We start from the raw sequence: 16,464 nt of genomic DNA, 5'->3' as shown, positions 1-16,464 counted from the left end.
GGCTTTTCCCGACGCGCATAAACGGAGATGGCATGGAGCGTCTTGCAGGCAGGGTAATGCTGGCCGGCGGCATGAGCCGCGCAGTTATGGCGATTGCTGCAGGTGCGGTCGGGGCGCTTGCTCTGCCTCCATTCGGCTTTTTCGCGGCGCTGTTTTTCTCTTTCACCCTACTTGTCTGGCTCGTGGACGGCTGCACCGGCAAACCTGGGGGCGGCCTCTTCAGCCGCGTCATGCCGGCCTTCGGCATCGGCTGGTGTTTCGGGCTCGGTTACTTCGTGGCGGGCCTATGGTGGCTCGGCAATGCGCTTCTGCTGGAGGCCGATGAATTCGCCTGGGCGCTGCCGCTCGCCATTCTTGGCCTCCCCGCTTTTCTGGCATTGTTTTACGGTTTTGCGGTTGCGGCAGCCAACCTCCTCTGGTCGGAGGGCCTCGGCCGTATCGCTGCACTTGCTGCCGCGTTCGGTTTTTCAGAATGGCTGCGCAGCTTCCTGGCCACCGGCTTTCCCTGGAACGCGATTGGCTACGGCATCATGCCCGTCCCGATCATGATGCAATCGGTGCATCTGCTTGGCCTTTTCAGCATAACGACGCTTGCGGTTTTCATCTTCGCCTCGCCCGCACTGATAGGCACGAAAAAAGGCATGTGGCCGGGTCTCGCTGTGGCGGGCCTGCTGCTGGCCGGCCATTTCGGGTATGGCTTTTACCGTCTCCAGACGCCGGCGGAGGTGCCCGTAGACGCACTGACCGTTCGGATTGTGCAGCCTTCCATCGATCAGTCACGCAAGATGCTGAACGCGGACAGGGCGGAGATTTTCGGCGAGCATCTGAGGCTCTCGGCTCTGCCGCCGGGCGAAGGGAAAAAGCGCCCTGATATCATCGTCTGGCCGGAAACCTCCGTGCCGTTCATTCTGACGCAAAATCCGGATGCTTTGGCGGAAATCGCCAAAACGCTGGAGGATGGGCAGGTGCTGTTCACCGGCGCCGTCAGAATGGAAGATCAGGGTGCAGGCCGTCCGCCGCGTTATTACAATTCGGTCTATGCGATCGACAGCCAGGGCGAGATCATCGGCGCGACCGACAAGGTGCATCTGACCCCCTTTGGCGAATACGTTCCCTTTGAAGGTATCCTGCGGGAATTCGGCATCGACAATGTCATCGCTTTGCCGGGAGGCTTTTCCGCCGCTTCCTCGCGCACGCCGCTCACTCTTCCTTCGGGTAAAACCTTCTATCCTCTCATCTGTTACGAGATCATTTTCCCGGGTGAGATGACGCCGGGGCTGGCCGGCTCGGCCGCCATCCTGAATGTGACCAATGATGGCTGGTTCGGTGATACGCCTGGCCCCTATCAGCATTTTCTACAGGCGAGAGTCCGGGCCGTTGAGACGGGCGTGCCGGTGATTCGCGGCGCCAATACCGGGATTTCAGCCGTCATAGACCCCTATGGCCGCATTATTGCGGGGCTCGATTACGGTCGGGTGGGAATTGTTGACGCCACTTTGAGTGGTGGGTCAAACGACGCATTTACTTACGACACACATCGGACGTATTTCTGGTTGATTTTTTCTATCTTGATGATCGTTGCGGTATTTCCCGCCTTGAGTTTCGCTCGGCGCTAGAATTGACCGGGAACCCCTGTAATTGCATAGTGAATACGTCAGTCGTAAAACAAGTTTAGACGCTGTCGAATTGCCGACTCATTTCTTCGAAATGTAATGAAGCGAGATATCAACCCTTTCCGAGTGTCAGGACCGCATGATGACCGAGAATAAGAAAAAGCCTAACCCGATCGACATTCATGTCGGAAGCCGAATTCGCCTTCGCAGAACCATGCTGGGCATGAGTCAGGAAAAGCTTGGCGAAAGCCTCGGAATTACCTTTCAGCAAATCCAGAAATATGAAAAAGGCACGAACCGCGTGGGCGCCAGCCGCCTCCAGAATATTTCCGGTATTCTCAATGTGCCCGTTTCCTTTTTCTTCGAGGATGCACCCGGCGATCAGGCCGGTGGCACGACCGGTATGGCAGAAGCCTCTAGCTCCAATTACGTGGTCGACTTTCTGTCCTCGGCTGAAGGTCTGCAGCTGAACCGCGCCTTCGTGAAGATCGCCGATCCGAAGGTTCGCCGCCGTCTCGTCGATCTCGTCAAGGCGCTCGCCGCTGAGGGTGACGCCGAGTAAGCGCAGCCCGCGCGACGCAGAAAATTTCCGGCACGGGATGCCGGGCACTCAACGGTCCGCAAGGACCGTTTTTTTGTGCGCGATTAGAAAGGAATTCTCACATAAAGATATATTTATGTGGTTGTGTCCTTGTTTTTCACGGCCGAAATGACTAACAAACTCCAAGACCGTTCTTTGAGGGGAATCCCGCATGCGTGCCAATTATCTGTTCACCAGCGAGTCCGTGGCTGAGGGTCATCCGGACAAGGTTTGTGATCGTATCTCCGATGAAATCGTGGATCTCATTTATCGTGAAGCGTCCAAGACGGGCGTTGACCCGTGGACCGTGCGCATCGCATGCGAAACGCTTGCGACCACCAACCGCGTCGTTATCGCCGGTGAGGTTCGCGTTCCCGACACGCTTCTGAAGAAGGACAAGGACGGCAAGGTTCTCAAGGACGCCGCTGGCCACCCGGTCATCAACCCTTCCAAGTTCAAGTCCGCTGCCCGCAAGGCGATCCGCGATATCGGCTATGAGCAGGATGGTTTCCACTGGAAGACCGCCAAGATCGACGTTCTCCTGCACCCGCAGTCTGCCGATATCGCGCAGGGCGTGGATAACGCCTCCGACAAGCAGGGCGACGAGGGCGCCGGTGACCAGGGCATCATGTTCGGTTACGCCTGCAAGGAAACGCCGGACCTGATGCCGGCGCCGATCTATTATTCCCACCGCATTTTGCAGCTGCTGGCTACCGCCCGTAAGAGCGGTGAGGGCGAAGCGGCAAAGCTCGGCCCCGACGCCAAGAGCCAGGTGACCGTTCGTTACGTCGACGGCAAGGCTTCGGAAGCCGTGTCCATCGTTCTGTCCACCCAACACCTCGATGCCAGCTGGGACTCGAAGAAGGTGCGTGAGGTCGTCGAACCCTATATTCGCGAAGCTCTGGGTGACCTGAAGATCGCTGACGATTGCCAGTGGTATATCAACCCGACGGGCAAGTTCGTCATCGGCGGTCCCGATGGCGATGCCGGCCTGACTGGCCGCAAGATCATTGTCGATACCTATGGCGGTGCTGCTCCCCATGGCGGCGGCGCATTCTCCGGCAAGGACACGACCAAGGTCGACCGTTCCGCCGCCTATGCCGCCCGCTATCTCGCCAAAAACGTCGTGGCTGCTGGTCTGGCGGAGCGCTGCACGATCCAGATTTCCTATGCGATCGGCGTCGCCCAGCCGCTGTCGATCTATGTCGATCTGCATGGCACCGGCAAGGTCAGCGAAGATCAGGTCGAAGCCGCGATCCGCAAGGTCATGGACCTGTCGCCGTCGGGCATTCGCCGTCATCTCGATCTTAACAAGCCGATCTACGCCAAGACCTCCTCCTATGGCCATTTCGGCCGGAAAGCCGGCCGCGACGGCTCCTTCTCCTGGGAGAAGCTGGATCTGGTGAAGCCGCTTAAGGAAGCTCTGAGCGCTTGAAGCATTTCCGGTAAAACTGCGTTGCGGTTTTACGTCCGGAGAAGGCGCGGCTCTTTCTAAGCTTGTCATTCGGCGGCGATTGAGAGATACCGACTGCACCTTTTGTAACCCGCACAGTGCCCAACGTGGTGCTGTGCGGGTTAAATCTATTTGTTGTTGAGAGTATGAGATGACGGAAGAACGGCGTTCGCGCGCGACGGAAGCGTTTTTTGGCAGACGCAAGGGTAAGCCCCTACGCAATCAGCAGGTCGATACAATCGAGAACCTGTTGCCTTTGCTGAAAATCGATCTGGAAAGCGCCCCGCCGCAAAATCTTGCCGCTCTTTTTCCCGCGGATGTGCGGTCGATCCGTCTGGAGATTGGTTTCGGCGGCGGCGAGCATCTCGCTCACCGCGCGGTTGAAAACCCGGAGACGGGTTTCATCGGCGTCGAGCCCTTCGTCAACTCCATGGCCAAGCTGCTCGCCACGGTCCGCGAACGCGAGCTGATGAATATCCGCCTTTACGACGATGATGCGACGCAGTTGCTCGACTGGTTGCCCGAGGGATCGATCGATCACATCGATCTGCTTTATCCCGATCCGTGGCCGAAGAAGAAGCACTGGAAGCGCCGTTTTGTCTCCGACGTCAATCTTGCCCGTTTCCATCGTGTGTTGAAGCCCGGCGGCAAGTTCTGCTTTGCGTCGGATATCGATACTTACGTCAACTGGACGCTGCAGCATTGCGCCCGCCACGGCGGCTTCGAATGGACGGCAACAAATGCTGACGACTGGCGCACGCCCTATGCCAACTGGCCGGGCACCCGCTACGAGAACAAGGCGAAACGAGAAGGCCGCAGCTCGGCCTATCTCACCTTCATCCGTCGCTAAAGCATTTCCAGTAAAATTGCGCAGCGGTTTTACGTCCGGAAAATGCGCTAACGAAAATATCCCTCAGAGAGCCGCATCCACTTCCGCTGCAAGCGGAATGGAAGGCTGCGCGCCGGCGCGCGTGCAGGCGAGCGAGCCTGCGACAGCGGCGCGCTTCAGCGCCTTTTCGAAATCCATCCCCTGATCGAGGCTGGCGGCAAGATAACCGCAGAAAGTATCGCCCGCACCGACCGTATCGACCGGCTCGATCTTCAGGCCGGAAGCCCGGAAAACCTTGCCGTTGCGCATGGCGATCACGCCGTCTGCGCCAAGCGTTACGATCAATGTCTGGCCGGTCCTGTCGTGCAGGGTTTTCAGTTCATTTTCCCGCTCAGAAGCGGAAAGGCCGTTCTTTCCGACCAGCAATTCGAACTCGGTTTCGTTGGCGATGACAATATCGGCAAGGCCCGCAAGGCGCGGTCCATCCGCGGTCAGTGGCGCAGTATTGATGACGGTGGTGACGCGCTTTGCCTTCGCAGCCGTCAGCGCCGCTTCGATAGCGGACGCGGGTATCTCAAACTGCAACATCAAGATATCACCCACCGACATTTCAGCCAGGGCTTTCGCGGCGTCGGAAGCGGAGACTTCGCCATTGGCGGCGGGAATGACCGAGATCATGTTCTCCCCGCCTTCGCCGATAAGGATCACTGCCGTCCCCGTAGGGCCGGGCGTGGTCTTCACCAGTGAGAGATCAGTGCCGGCGTCACGCAGCAAGGTCAGCGCCGGTGCGGCAAAGGTGTCATCGCCCGCAGCACCCGCCATCTTCACCGTGGCGCCTGCACGTCGCGCGGCCAGCGCCTGATTGGCGCCCTTGCCACCGGCGGCGGTGGAGAATGTCTCACCGGTCACGGTTTCACCGGGCTTGGGCAGGCGTTTGGCGGTGGCGACGAGGTCCATGTTGATGGAACCGAAAACAGTAATCATGGGGCGCTGGGTCCGTATGAAATTTGAGCAAGGCGGCGACTTTGCCCGAGACGATCACTCGTCGTCAACTACCCGCAATTTCGCCGCACCGGCCCGGTTTTCCGCAAAGCGCCGGGCCTGCTCCATTTCTCCATGCGAAGCCTCTTTTTCCGTCGGCGAAAAATCGAGGCCTTCGATCTTCTGGCCCCGCGCCAGCACCTTGTCGGAGGAGATCAGCATCATGTCGACGTCTTTCTGGGCCAGCCCGAAATGGGCTTGCAGCTTGCGCGTCCTGTCGTCCAGCCGCCGCACATCGTCCATCAGAAGGGCGACTTCACCTTGAATAAGATGCGCCTGCTCACGCATGCGCTGGTCTTTCAAAACCGACTGGATGACCTGCACCGACAGCATCAGCAGCGATGGCGAAACGATGACGACGCGGGCGCGGTGGGCGCGCTGCACCAGATATTCGAAATGCTGATGAATATCGGCGAAGATCGACTCCGATGGCACGAAGATAAAGGCCGTATCCTGCGTTTCGCCGCGAATGAGATATTTCTCGGCCACGTCGCGAATATGCACCTCCATATCGCGGCGGAACTGCTGCACGGCGGCGCGTTTGGTTTCGGGCGTCTCATCCGCCTTGATCGCGTTCCAAGCCTCCAGCGGAAACTTGGCATCGATGACCAGTGCCGGCGCATTGTTCGGCATCTTGATGATGCAGTCGGGCCGATAACCGTTGGAAAGCGTCGGCTGAAGCTGAAACGCCCCGGCGGGAAGTGCATCGGCGATCAGCGTTTCCATGCGCGCCTGTCCGAAAGCACCGCGCGTCTGCTTGTTGGAAAGGATCGCCTGTAGCCCTACGACATCCTTCGCCAGATCCTGAATATTGCCCTGCGCGGCATCGATGACAGCCAGGCGCTCTTGCAGGCGGCTCAGATTTTCATGGGTCGACCGGGTCTGCTCGGTGAGCGTTTCACCAAGGCGCTGCGACATGCCGTCAAGGCGCTGGTTCAGCGTCTGGCTCATCTCGCTCTGGCGGGTACCAAGCGTTTCCGCCATGGCCGCGATCCGCCCGTGCAATTCGGACTGTGTTTTCAGGAGATCGGAGATTTCACCGTCGGCTCCCGCTTTTCTTGCGCGGTTTATCGTGACCAGCCATGTGATGGTCAGGCCGAAAACCAGGGCCACAAGCAGCGCGCCGAAGCTGATATCGACGGAGCCGGCCCGCAGCGCGGGATTAAGGAGAACGGAGAAATCTATGTTCATGATTAAATCTAGCAGATTTCCAGTGATTCGGAAGATCAAAACAAGAACACTTCTGCGGCGGAAATGAGTCGGGAAGGGTCGATGCAGGAGGCGGTTTTCTCCTTCGTGTTTTTTATTTCCTCCGCGCGAGAGATACGTTATGGGAAGCCATGACCATCAAACCGCTTATCATTTTGCCCGATCCCGTGCTGCGTCAGCAGTCGAAGCTCATCGAACAGGTGGACGCCGAAGTGCTGCGCCTTGCCGACGACATGCTCGAAACCATGTATGATGCGCCCGGTATCGGCCTCGCCGCCATTCAGATCGGCGTGCCGCGCCGCATGCTGGTGATCGACGTGGCACGCGAAGGTGAAGAAAAGGCTCCGGTCGTTTTCATCAATCCGGAAATCCTCAAAGTGTCGGACGATGTCTCGACCTATGAGGAAGGCTGCCTCTCCATCCCCGATTATTATGCCGAGGTGGAGCGCCCAGCGTCGCTCACCGTGCAATATGTCGGCCGTGACGGCAAGCAGCAGACGGTCGAGGCGGACGGTCTGCTCGCGACCTGCCTGCAGCATGAGATCGACCACCTGAACGGCGTTCTCTTCATCGACCATATTTCGCGGCTCAAACGCGACATGGTCATCAAGAAATTCACGAAAGCGGCCCGCGCAAAGATCTGATCCGGCCTCTTTGGGCTGGAGTGGATGACAGGGAAGGGGGCGACGATGTCTCTTCGCATCATTTTTATGGGCACGCCGGATTTTTCCGTTCCCACGTTGCGTGCACTGGTGGATGCGGGCCACGAGATCGTTGCCGTCTACACCCAGCCGCCACGTCCCGGCGGCCGCCGTGGTCTCGATTTGCAGAAGTCGCCGGTCCATCAGGCAGCCGAATTGCTGGGGCTGCCCGTGCTGACGCCCGTAAATTTCAAGACCGAGGAAGACCGCAAGCAGTTCCGGGATTTCAACGCCGATGTAGCCGTCGTCGTCGCTTACGGTCTGCTTTTGCCTGAAGCGATCCTCTCCGGCACGCGTCTCGGCTGTTATAATGGTCACGCCTCCCTGCTGCCGCGCTGGCGCGGGGCTGCCCCCATCCAGAGGGCGATCATGGCCGGCGATGCCGAAACCGGTATGATGGTGATGAAAATGGAAAAGGGGCTCGATACCGGCCCCGTCGCGCTCACCGCAAAGGTCGCGATCGACGAGAATATGACGGCGGGCGAACTGCATGACAGCCTGATGCTGGCGGGTGCGCGGCTGATGCGGCAGGCGATGGACAAGCTGGAGGCGGGCGACCTGCCCCTCGTTACGCAGGCGGAAGAGGGTGTTCTCTACGCCGCGAAGATCGACAAGGGCGAGACCCGTATCGATTTTTCAAGGCCCGCACAGGATGTCCATAACCACATTCGTGGCCTGTCGCCGTTCCCCGGCGCATGGCTGGAAATGGATATCGGCGGCAAGACGGAGCGCGTGAAGGTTCTGGCCTCCGAACTGGCAAGCGGAATGGGAGAAGCGGGCGCAGCGCTCGACGATGCTCTGACCATTGCCTGCGGTAGCGGCGCCGTGCGGCTCACCCGTTTGCAGAAGGCGGGCGGCAAGCCGATGTCGGCGGCCGATTTCGTGCGCGGCACACCGGTTCCGACCGCAACGAGGCTCGGCTGATGCCACGTTTCCGCATGACCGTCGAATATGACGGCACGCCTTATTACGGCTGGCAGAGACAGGATAACGGCCCCTCGGTTCAGGGCGCGCTGGAGGCTGCGGTTCGCTCGTTGACGGGAGAGAGCGTCTCCATTCGCGGTGCCGGCCGCACCGATTCCGGCGTGCATGCCGTTGGACAGGTCGCCCATATCGATCTTTCCCGCGATTGGGAACCCTACAAGCTCCGCAATGCCTTGAACGCGCATCTCGCCATGGCCGGGGAGGCCGTGGCCGTGCTCGATGCTGCAGCCGTGACCGAAGATTTCGACGCCCGTTTTTCAGCGCTGCGCCGCCATTATCTCTATCGCATCATCTGTCGCAAATCCCGGCTGGCGCTGGAGCACAAGCGGGCATGGTGGGTATCGAAGGATATGGACCACGAGCGCATGCATGAAGCCGCACAGATGCTGGTCGGCCGGCATGATTTCACGACCTTCCGTTCTGTCCATTGCCAGGCAAACAGCCCGGTCCGCACGCTCGACCGGCTGGACGTGACCCGCAACGGCGACCTCATCGAAATCCGCGCGACCGCGCAAAGCTTCCTGCATAATCAGATACGCTCCTTCGCCGGCACGCTGAAGATGGCAGGTGAAGGCACTATGACGCCTGATGATGTGCGTGCAGCGCTGGAGGCACGAGATCGCAAGGCCTGCGGTCCCGTTGCGCCGCCGGACGGTCTTTATTTCATGCAGGTCGATTATCCCGATGTCATTCCGCCGCGCCGCCGCCCCGAAGTGACGGAAGACGCGGACTGACCTGAAGCCTCACGGCCTCTCAGGCGGGATAGACGCCGAGAAAACGCTGCAATGCTTCCGACAGCAACATGGCGGGCACCAACAGCGTCATGACGACGGCCGAGACGAGCAGCGACTGGTCGCGGATGAAAAATCTGACGATCCGCGAAAAAGCGAAGACCAGCGACAGAAGCAGTGCCAGCCAGAGAATGGCGATCAACCCCTGCAGCGGCGGCAGGAAGAATGCGATCAGGATGAGAACCGCATAGGCATAAGAAAAGGGCAGCGACAGCCAGTTCATGGTGGTGACGAGCGGCGCGAATTTTTCCCGGGCGCCAAAGGCATAGAGCAGCATGCCGATCAACAGCAGGGGCACGATCCAGCAGATGGCCTCGACCATGGCCAGACGGAAAAAGAAGATGAAGCCTGTTCCCGTTCCGGGCGGATAGCTGGCGAGATAGGCGGCGCGCAGCCACAGCCAGGAAACCATCATGGCCGGCAGGCACCACAGCGCCGAATAGAAGGATCGCCACATGCCGCGCTCGGAGAGATCGAGATATCGCGCGCCATTATGATCGCCGAGCAGCAGAAGCCACAGGCCAGTCAGATAAAGTCTTACTTCACTTGCCGTCGGCATGGGCGAACCAGCGTTCGATAAAGGTCTCGTAAATGCGTGTCAGCATCTCGAGATCGGCAACGGCCACGCGCTCGTCGACCATATGCATGGTCTGCCCGACAAGGCCAAATTCCACGACAGGGCAATAATCCTTGATGAAGCGCGCATCCGAGGTGCCGCCCGTGGTCGAAAGCTTCGGTTCTTTGCCTGTCACGGCTTCCACCGCACCTGACAGCGATGAGATGAGCGCATTGTTGCGCGTCAGGAAGACGTGGCTCGGACGGTCCGCCCAGACGATCTCATATTTGACCGGAGCCCGGTCGGGGCGAAGCTCGCCTTCGGCTGCGGCGGCATCGAGGCGGCGGATGATTTCCGCCCGCAGGCTCTCTGCCGTCCAGCTATCGTTGAAACGAATGTTGAAGGCCGCCGTCGCCCGCGCCGGGATCACATTGGTGGCGGCATTGCCGGTATCGACGGTCGTCACTTCCAGATTGGAAGGCTGGAAATCATCCGTGCCGTGATCGAAGGCCGGATGCATCAACGCATGGGTAAGCTGCAAAAGACCGCGAATGGGGTTGTCGGCGAGATGCGGATAGGCGGCGTGGCCCTGAACGCCATGGACCGTGATCCGGCCCGAGAGCGAACCCCGGCGGCCGATCTTGATCATGTCGCCCAGCTGGTCGGGGTTGGTCGGCTCGCCCACGACACAGGCGTCCCATGTCTCGCCTCTGGCGGCTGCCCATTCCAGCAGCTTGGAAGTGCCGTTGATCGACGGGCCTTCCTCATCGCCTGTAATCAGGAAAGAAACGGACCCCTGCGGCTTGCCGTGTTTTTCGATATGGCGGGCAATGGCCGCCACGAAACAGGCGATGCCGCCTTTCATGTCCACCGCACCGCGACCGTACATTTCCCCACCGGCGATGTCTGCCGAAAAGGGCGGATGGCTCCATGCGGCCTCATCACCCACGGGAACGACATCCGTATGGCCCGCAAACATCAGATGCGGACCTTCGGTGCCGAGCCGTGCATAGAGGTTTTCCACGTCAGGAGTGCCGGCCTCCGTCGCCATCACACGCTCCACCGCAAAGCCGAGCGGCGAAAGCAGGGTGTCGAGCAGGGAAAGCGCGCCGCCTTCCGCAGGCGTTACCGAAGGGCAACGGATGAGGGCGGCGAGATTGGCAACGGGATCGGTCGTGGTCATGGTATCAGCTTTTATCAGTCGCGCAGAAGCTCGTTGATGCCGGTCTTGGAACGGGTCTTTTCATCGACGCGCTTGACGATCACGGCGCAATAGAGGCTTGGGCCCGGTTCGCCGTTCGGGAAAGGCTTGCCCGGCATGGTGCCGGCAACGACGACGGAATAGGGCGGCACTTCGCCATAGGTGATCTCGCCGGTGGCGCGATCGACGATCTTGGTGGATTTGCCGATGAAGACGCCCATACCGAGAACCGCACCTTCGCGCACGATGCAGCCTTCGACGACTTCCGAACGGGCGCCGATGAAGCAATTGTCCTCGATGATCGTCGGGCCCGCCTGCAAGGGCTCCAGAACGCCGCCGATGCCGACGCCGCCCGAAAGATGCACATTCTTGCCAATCTGCGCGCAGGAGCCGACCGTCGCCCAGGTATCAACCATCGTGCCTTCATCGACATAGGCGCCGAGATTGACGAAAGAGGGCATCAGCACCACGTTCTTGGCAACGTAAGCCGAGCGGCGCACGACGGCGTTCGGCACGGCGCGGAAACCGGCGGCGCGGAACTGGTTTTCACCCCAGTTTTCGAACTTCGACGGCACCTTGTCCCACCAGGTGGATTCGCCCGGTCCGCCGGTCACGATTTCCATGTCGTTCAGGCGGAAGGACAGAAGCACGGCCTTTTTCAGCCACTGGTTCACCTTCCAGTTTCCGTCAGCCTGCTTTTCGGCCACGCGCGCCTTGCCGCTGTCGAGAAGTTGAAGAGATGTGTCCACGGCATCGCGAACCTCGCCCTTCGTCGATACGTTCACACCATCGCGGTTGTCGAATGCGGTTTCGATGATGGTTTCGAGGGAGGTTAGATCCGTAAGGCTCATGGAAAATTCCTTGAATGTCGCGTGGTGTTCGTGGTCACGGATGGTCCCGCGCCGCTGGAAGGCTTTGGTCATTTGATCTAAGGGAGTGTTGGAAAGGCGTCAATGTGATTTGGATGATTTGGCGCGTCAGACGAAAGGCATGGAAATGACACGACTGAAAAACGGCAAATTGCGGCGCAAGGACGGGGTATGGGACCCGTTGAAGCGCAGCTCTGCGGACAAGCAGCAGGCCGAGGTCATTCCCAGGACGCCACAGTCGGATTCCCCGTCCTACCGGCTTGCCTATGCGGACATGGATTTTCTCTGCCGCGAGGAACTGCGTCCCGTCAGGCTTCAGCTGGAACTTCTGAAGACAGAAATGGCGCTGGCCGAGCGGGGCATCAAATCCACCGTCGTCATGTTCGGCGGCGCCCGTATTCCTGAACCCGGCGGCGAGGCCTGGGCGGCGCGCAACGAGACGCAGAAGCGCAATCTGGAGCAATCCTCGGTTTATTACGACGAGGCGCGCAAATTTGCCCGTCTCTGTACCGATTATGCCGCGAAATCAGATCACCTCGAATATGTCGTGGTCACCGGCGGCGGTCCCGGTGTCATGGAAGCGGGCAATCGCGGCGCTGCCGATGCCGGCGGCCCGTCTATCGGCCTCAACATCGTCCTGCCACACGAGCAGGCACCGAACCCCTATGTAACACCGGAGCTGAGCTTCAACTTCCACTATTTCGCCATTCGCAAGATGCATTTCCTGATGCGGGCGAAAGCGGTGGTGATCTTTCCCGGCGGTTTCGGCACGCTTGATGAGCTCTTCGAAACGTTGACGCTTATCCAGACGAAGCGCATGGAGCCCATTCCGCTCGTCCTGTTCGGTGAGAAGTTCTGGCGATCGGTAATCAATTTCAAATTCCTGGCGGATTTCGGCACCATTGCACCGGATGATATGAATTTGCTGCATTTCGCCGAAACGGCCGAAGATGCATGGAAAGTCATATCGGCCCACTACGAACACTGATTATGCTTGGCGCGGCGAAGTAATTTTAGGGTTTAATTAGCAATCTTCTTCTAATTTCACCTCGTCGCGCTGCAGCGCACTGTCCCCTGCGGACGGGCCTCCATGACGGAGATTTATCATCCGTTGACGTCAGCCTTCTTCGGGCGGGCGATTTGATCGAGGCCAAAATGTTCAATTTCCAAGTGAAGTCGCTTGCGACGAAGCTGATCCTCGTAACCGGCTGCGCCATCACCACGGTTCTCGTTGCATCGAATTCCTTTCTCATTTCCCAGACGAGTGAGCGCGTGCACGCGCTGACCATGGATCAGGCCAATACCGAAGCGCGCGCCATCGCCAATGTGATCGCCGCCGATGTGGGCGAACTCGGCAGCGCCGCACGCTCCATGGCCGGCGTCATCGGCCGCGCGCATCAGGCGAAATCGATGGACCGCCCCGGCATCGTCAACATCCTCAAGGCCAATGTCGAGCAGAATACTTTTGCTTTCGGAAGCTGGTTTTGCGAGCAGCTCGGCCTTTTTGATGGACAGAGCACGGAGATTGCGGGCAGGCTCGATCTTGGCACCAATGAAAACGGCGCGTTTGCCCCCTATTGGTCGAAGACCCAGAAGGGCGACATCCAGTTTTCGACCTTCAAGAACGATTATGCGGCGGAATGGTATGCGCTCGCCGCCAAATCCGGCAAGGGCGCCATTACCCAGCCTTATCTCGCCGAAGGCACGGAAGTACCCACAACCATGACCTCGCTTGCCTATCCGGTCATGTCGGACGGCAAGATGATCGGTGTGGCGGGTGTCGATATCTCGCTGGCCTCGCTGTCGCAGAAGCTGCAAGCGCTGCATCCTTTCGAAACCGGCCGCGTAACGCTCGTTTCGCAGGGCGGCCAGTGGCTGGTGCCGCCGACGCCCGAGCAGAACATGAAGGCTTACGACGGAGACGGTGCGAGCACCGTGCAGGCTGCGATTACCTCCGGCAAACAGGGCCTCATTGAAAATCTCGGCCTCGATACGGACGCGCCCTATAACCGTCTCGTCTATCCCTTCGCCGTTCCGGGCCTCAACGCGACCTGGGTGGTGCTGGTGGATATTCCCCATCAGGCCCTGAACGCACCGGTTCAGGAACAGACCTACATGATGATCATCGGTGCGATCGTCATTCTCGCTGCCGTCATCACTGCGCTTTCTTTCGCCGTGCGCCATTTCGTCCGCAATCCGCTTGCCTCGCTGGTTTCCGACGTCAGGACGCTGAGCGACGGTCGCTACGATGTACCGGTTTCCGGACAGGAGCGCCGGGATGAGACGGGTGCGGTGGCTACTGCACTTGAAGGTTTCCGCGCGAAGCTTGCCGGTATCCGCGAGATGGAGGCCGAAGCCGAGGCCCAGCGTGGTCACGCGGAAACGGCGCGCCAGCGCTCGGAATCCGAGCGTACTGAAAACAGCCGCATGCAGCAGCACATTGTCGGCGTGCTGGGTGCTGGCCTCAATGCGCTTTCGCAGGGCAATCTCACCTACCGTATCGAAGACGAGTTCCCCGGCGAATATGCGAAGCTGCGCGAGGACTTCAACTCGGCGCTCGCCAGCCTCGAGGAAACCGTTTCCACGGTCAACGCAACCGTCGTCAGCATCGGCAACGGCACCGGCGAGATCACCCGCGCAGCCAGCGATCTTTCGCACCGCACGGAACAGCAGGCCGCAAGCCTGGAAGAAACCGCCGCCGCCCTCAATGAGCTGACCGCGCAGGTGAATTCCAGCGCGGAAAACGCCGCAGAGGCGGCCGGAGCCGTCAGCCATGCCTGCGACGATGCGGGCAAATCGGGTGAAGTCGTGCAGCAGGCCGTGAACTCCATGGAAGGCATCGCGCAATCCTCTGCCGAAATCTCCCGCATCATCGGCGTTATCGACGAGATCGCCTTCCAGACCAACCTTCTGGCGCTGAATGCGGGTGTGGAAGCCGCGCGCGCCGGTGATGCCGGCAAGGGCTTTGCCGTCGTAGCACAGGAGGTGCGCGAACTGGCGCAGCGGTCTGCCACCGCGGCCAAGGAGATCAAGGGCCTCATCAACACCTCGGCCACCCAGGTGGACGAGGGCGTCCAACTGGTCGGCAAGGCCGGTGCGACGATGAAAAAGATCGCCGATCAGGTTCTGCAGATCAACCAGTTGATACGGCAGATTTCCGCCTCCGCCAGCGAGCAGGCGGTAGGCCTTAAAGAGATCAATTCCGCTGTCACGCAGATGGATCAGGTTACCCAGCAGAATGCGGCGATGGTGGAAGAAACCACGGCGGCCAGCGTGACGCTGAACAGCGAAGCCGAAACGCTGAAGTCGCTCGTGGCCGGTTTCTCCGTTTCCGGCGGCCACTCCAGCCAGCAACTGCGCGCCACGGCGGCGGCAATGCGCGCCTCCGCCGCTCCGGCAAGGGCGCAGGCTGCGGCTCCTCGCGCCCGTCCGAGAACCAGCGGTGCAAACGCGCTGGCGCAGGATGACTGGACGGAGTTCTGACAGGCCTTCCTGACTTCAAATAAAAAGGGCCGCTGGGGATACCAGCGGCCCTTTTTGGTGTTCGTATTCCGTCACAGACGGGCGAAACGTTCCGTCAGTAATTCGAAGAAGCCGTCGGCGTCCACCTTGCGCATCACACGGGCATTGGCGGGCCGTTCGGTAACATTCCACCAGTCCACCACTGTCATGCCCATGGTCAGCTCGGAATGGACCTCGATTTCGACATTGCATTCGCGACCTTCGAACAACTCGGGCTTGATGAGATAGGCAATGACGCTCGGGTCATGCAGCGGACCGCCATCCGAACCGTACTTCTCAATATCGAAACGTTCGAAGAATTCCAGCATTTCAGCCATGGCGATGGCCGGCCGCGTGCCAATGTCGCGAATGCGGCTGACCCGAGCCTTGGTCGTCAGCAACTGATGGGTGACGTCGAGCGGCATCATGACGATCGGCATGCCGGAGCGGAAGACGATATCGGCGGCCTGCGGGTCGACATAGATGTTGAATTCCGCCGCCGGTGTGATGTTGCCGCCCTCGAAGAAGCCACCGCCCATCATCACCAGCTCCTTGACGCGATCGGCGATTTCCGGGGCCTTCAGGAGCGCCAGCGCCACGTTGGTCAGCGCGCCGAGCGTGCAGAGCGTTACGGTGCCGGCGGGTTCCCGCATCAGCGTTTCAATGATGAAATCGACCGCATGCTGCTTTTGCGCTTCCATGGTCGGCTCATCGAGAACCGGGCCGTTGAGGCCGGTGCTGCCGTGAACATGCTCGGCGGTGATGGGCTTGCGCACCAGCGGCTTCTCCGCGCCCTCATAGACGGGAATATCGGTGCGGCCGCACAATTCGCAGATGATGCGGATGTTGCGGCTGGTCAGTTTCAGCGGAACGTTGCCGGCAACAGCGCACAGCCCGAGAATGTCGATTTCGTCAGGGCTCCCAAAAGCGAGCATGATTGCCGCCGCGTCGTCCTGGCCCGGATCGGTGTCGATAATGATTTTTCTGCGTTCTGCCATGTCTTGCCCGCCGTTGAGATGAGCGCTTTTTTCGAGCGGCGGGTGCTCACTTGTCAAGCCTCATTCCCCGGTATCCCCTTTGCTCGTCGCCGCGTCTTGCGTATTGCGGTTGTGCTTCCCATATTGCAGGGGCCGGTG

At 59.9% G+C, this 16,464-nt stretch carries 15 protein-coding genes; 9 read left to right on the top strand and 6 right to left on the bottom strand.

What is annotated here, in order from left to right:
* Positions 1 to 32 precede the first annotated feature (32 nt).
* The 4 genes from lnt (at position 33) to trmB (ending at position 4,496) form a co-directional block, all read left to right on the top strand.
* Complete coding sequence (lnt, locus tag ACQZ48_RS21810; RefSeq protein ID WP_191217364.1) at positions 33 to 1,616, top strand: apolipoprotein N-acyltransferase; 1,584 nt, start codon at positions 33 to 35, stop codon at positions 1,614 to 1,616.
* Between the two features lie 139 nt (positions 1,617 to 1,755).
* Complete coding sequence (locus ACQZ48_RS21805; protein ID WP_077984475.1) at positions 1,756 to 2,175, top strand: helix-turn-helix domain-containing protein; 420 nt, start codon at positions 1,756 to 1,758, stop codon at positions 2,173 to 2,175.
* A 190-nt stretch (positions 2,176 to 2,365) separates the two neighbouring features.
* On the top strand, positions 2,366 to 3,628 hold the full coding sequence (gene metK / locus ACQZ48_RS21800; protein ID WP_077984429.1) for a methionine adenosyltransferase: 1,263 nt from the start codon (positions 2,366 to 2,368) through the stop codon (positions 3,626 to 3,628).
* A 169-nt stretch (positions 3,629 to 3,797) separates the two neighbouring features.
* Positions 3,798 to 4,496 carry a tRNA (guanosine(46)-N7)-methyltransferase TrmB gene (gene trmB, locus ACQZ48_RS21795; protein WP_191217365.1) on the top strand — a complete coding sequence of 233 codons (699 nt, stop codon included), beginning with the start codon at positions 3,798 to 3,800 and terminating at the stop codon, positions 4,494 to 4,496.
* Between the two features lie 63 nt (positions 4,497 to 4,559).
* On the opposite strand, the gene ACQZ48_RS21790 is transcribed toward trmB, so the two are convergent.
* Positions 4,560 to 5,459 carry a ribokinase gene (locus ACQZ48_RS21790; protein WP_191217366.1) on the bottom strand — a complete coding sequence of 300 codons (900 nt, stop codon included), beginning with the start codon at positions 5,457 to 5,459 and terminating at the stop codon, positions 4,560 to 4,562.
* A gap of 54 nt (positions 5,460 to 5,513) precedes the next feature.
* On the bottom strand, positions 5,514 to 6,707 hold the full coding sequence (locus ACQZ48_RS21785; protein WP_191217367.1) for a DNA recombination protein RmuC: 1,194 nt from the start codon (positions 6,705 to 6,707) through the stop codon (positions 5,514 to 5,516).
* Between the two features lie 149 nt (positions 6,708 to 6,856).
* Between ACQZ48_RS21785 and def the strand changes: the two genes are divergently transcribed.
* From def to truA, 3 genes are read left to right on the top strand one after another with little or no spacing between them, the layout of a single operon-like run.
* Positions 6,857 to 7,369, top strand: a complete 513-nt coding sequence (gene def, locus ACQZ48_RS21780; protein WP_191217368.1) for a peptide deformylase — start codon at positions 6,857 to 6,859, stop codon at positions 7,367 to 7,369.
* Between the two features lie 45 nt (positions 7,370 to 7,414).
* Positions 7,415 to 8,350 carry a methionyl-tRNA formyltransferase gene (gene fmt / locus ACQZ48_RS21775; RefSeq protein ID WP_448729452.1) on the top strand — a complete coding sequence of 312 codons (936 nt, stop codon included), beginning with the start codon at positions 7,415 to 7,417 and terminating at the stop codon, positions 8,348 to 8,350.
* On the top strand, positions 8,350 to 9,144 hold the full coding sequence (gene truA, locus ACQZ48_RS21770; RefSeq protein ID WP_191217370.1) for a tRNA pseudouridine(38-40) synthase TruA: 795 nt from the start codon (positions 8,350 to 8,352) through the stop codon (positions 9,142 to 9,144). The genes fmt and truA overlap by 1 nt, the downstream gene beginning before the upstream one ends.
* Positions 9,145 to 9,163: 19 nt before the next feature.
* Here the strand turns inward: truA and ACQZ48_RS21765 are convergent, their stop codons facing one another.
* From ACQZ48_RS21765 to dapD, 3 genes are read right to left on the bottom strand one after another with little or no spacing between them, the layout of a single operon-like run.
* The gene (locus ACQZ48_RS21765) at positions 9,164 to 9,760 is read right to left on the bottom strand and encodes a hypothetical protein (RefSeq protein ID WP_191217371.1); all 597 of its coding nucleotides are present in this window, start codon (positions 9,758 to 9,760) and stop codon (positions 9,164 to 9,166) included.
* Complete coding sequence (gene dapE / locus ACQZ48_RS21760; protein WP_191217372.1) at positions 9,744 to 10,940, bottom strand: succinyl-diaminopimelate desuccinylase; 1,197 nt, start codon at positions 10,938 to 10,940, stop codon at positions 9,744 to 9,746. Before dapE ends, ACQZ48_RS21765 begins: the two co-directional genes overlap by 17 nt.
* A gap of 14 nt (positions 10,941 to 10,954) precedes the next feature.
* Entirely contained in the window at positions 10,955 to 11,809 is an 855-nt protein-coding gene (gene dapD / locus ACQZ48_RS21755) for a 2,3,4,5-tetrahydropyridine-2,6-dicarboxylate N-succinyltransferase (RefSeq protein ID WP_059759385.1), read from the bottom strand.
* A 145-nt stretch (positions 11,810 to 11,954) separates the two neighbouring features.
* On the opposite strand from dapD, the gene ACQZ48_RS21750 reads away from it, so the two are divergent.
* Together ACQZ48_RS21750 and ACQZ48_RS21745 are read left to right on the top strand one after the other, a co-directional pair.
* Positions 11,955 to 12,815 (top strand): LOG family protein, encoded by an 861-nt coding sequence (locus ACQZ48_RS21750; protein ID WP_137409698.1) that lies wholly within the window; start codon positions 11,955 to 11,957, stop codon positions 12,813 to 12,815.
* 167 nt (positions 12,816 to 12,982) lie between these two features.
* Positions 12,983 to 15,310, top strand: a complete 2,328-nt coding sequence (locus tag ACQZ48_RS21745) for a methyl-accepting chemotaxis protein (RefSeq protein ID WP_191217373.1) — start codon at positions 12,983 to 12,985, stop codon at positions 15,308 to 15,310.
* A 71-nt stretch (positions 15,311 to 15,381) separates the two neighbouring features.
* Here ACQZ48_RS21745 and ACQZ48_RS21740 read toward each other — a convergent pair whose 3' ends face one another.
* Positions 15,382 to 16,326 carry a nucleoside hydrolase gene (locus tag ACQZ48_RS21740; protein ID WP_077984438.1) on the bottom strand — a complete coding sequence of 315 codons (945 nt, stop codon included), beginning with the start codon at positions 16,324 to 16,326 and terminating at the stop codon, positions 15,382 to 15,384.
* Positions 16,327 to 16,464: the final 138 nt, after the last annotated feature.

The organism is Agrobacterium sp. 22-209-1 (genome assembly GCF_053522485.1).
The sequence above is the reverse complement of the archived record's forward strand: the minus strand, read 5'-3'. Positions and strand labels throughout refer to the sequence as shown.

Bases quoted from the DNA above. Each gene is read 5' to 3' on its own strand.
- ACQZ48_RS21745 (WP_191217373.1), top strand. From the start codon at position 12,983: ATGTTCAATTTCCAAGTGAAGTCGCTTGCGACGAAGCTGATCCTCGTA.
- trmB (WP_191217365.1), top strand. From the start codon at position 3,798: ATGACGGAAGAACGGCGTTCGCGCGCGACGGAAGCGTTTTTTGGCAGA.
- truA (WP_191217370.1), top strand. From the start codon at position 8,350: ATGCCACGTTTCCGCATGACCGTCGAATATGACGGCACGCCTTATTAC.
- metK (WP_077984429.1), top strand. From the start codon at position 2,366: ATGCGTGCCAATTATCTGTTCACCAGCGAGTCCGTGGCTGAGGGTCAT.
- dapD (WP_059759385.1), bottom strand. From the start codon at position 11,809: ATGAGCCTTACGGATCTAACCTCCCTCGAAACCATCATCGAAACCGCA.
- ACQZ48_RS21740 (WP_077984438.1), bottom strand. From the start codon at position 16,326: ATGGCAGAACGCAGAAAAATCATTATCGACACCGATCCGGGCCAGGAC.
- def (WP_191217368.1), top strand. From the start codon at position 6,857: ATGACCATCAAACCGCTTATCATTTTGCCCGATCCCGTGCTGCGTCAG.
- ACQZ48_RS21785 (WP_191217367.1), bottom strand. From the start codon at position 6,707: ATGAACATAGATTTCTCCGTTCTCCTTAATCCCGCGCTGCGGGCCGGC.
- dapE (WP_191217372.1), bottom strand. From the start codon at position 10,940: ATGACCACGACCGATCCCGTTGCCAATCTCGCCGCCCTCATCCGTTGC.
- fmt (WP_448729452.1), top strand. From the start codon at position 7,415: ATGTCTCTTCGCATCATTTTTATGGGCACGCCGGATTTTTCCGTTCCC.
- ACQZ48_RS21765 (WP_191217371.1), bottom strand. From the start codon at position 9,760: ATGCCGACGGCAAGTGAAGTAAGACTTTATCTGACTGGCCTGTGGCTT.
- ACQZ48_RS21790 (WP_191217366.1), bottom strand. From the start codon at position 5,459: ATGATTACTGTTTTCGGTTCCATCAACATGGACCTCGTCGCCACCGCC.
- ACQZ48_RS21750 (WP_137409698.1), top strand. From the start codon at position 11,955: ATGACACGACTGAAAAACGGCAAATTGCGGCGCAAGGACGGGGTATGG.
- ACQZ48_RS21805 (WP_077984475.1), top strand. From the start codon at position 1,756: ATGACCGAGAATAAGAAAAAGCCTAACCCGATCGACATTCATGTCGGA.
- lnt (WP_191217364.1), top strand. From the start codon at position 33: ATGGAGCGTCTTGCAGGCAGGGTAATGCTGGCCGGCGGCATGAGCCGC.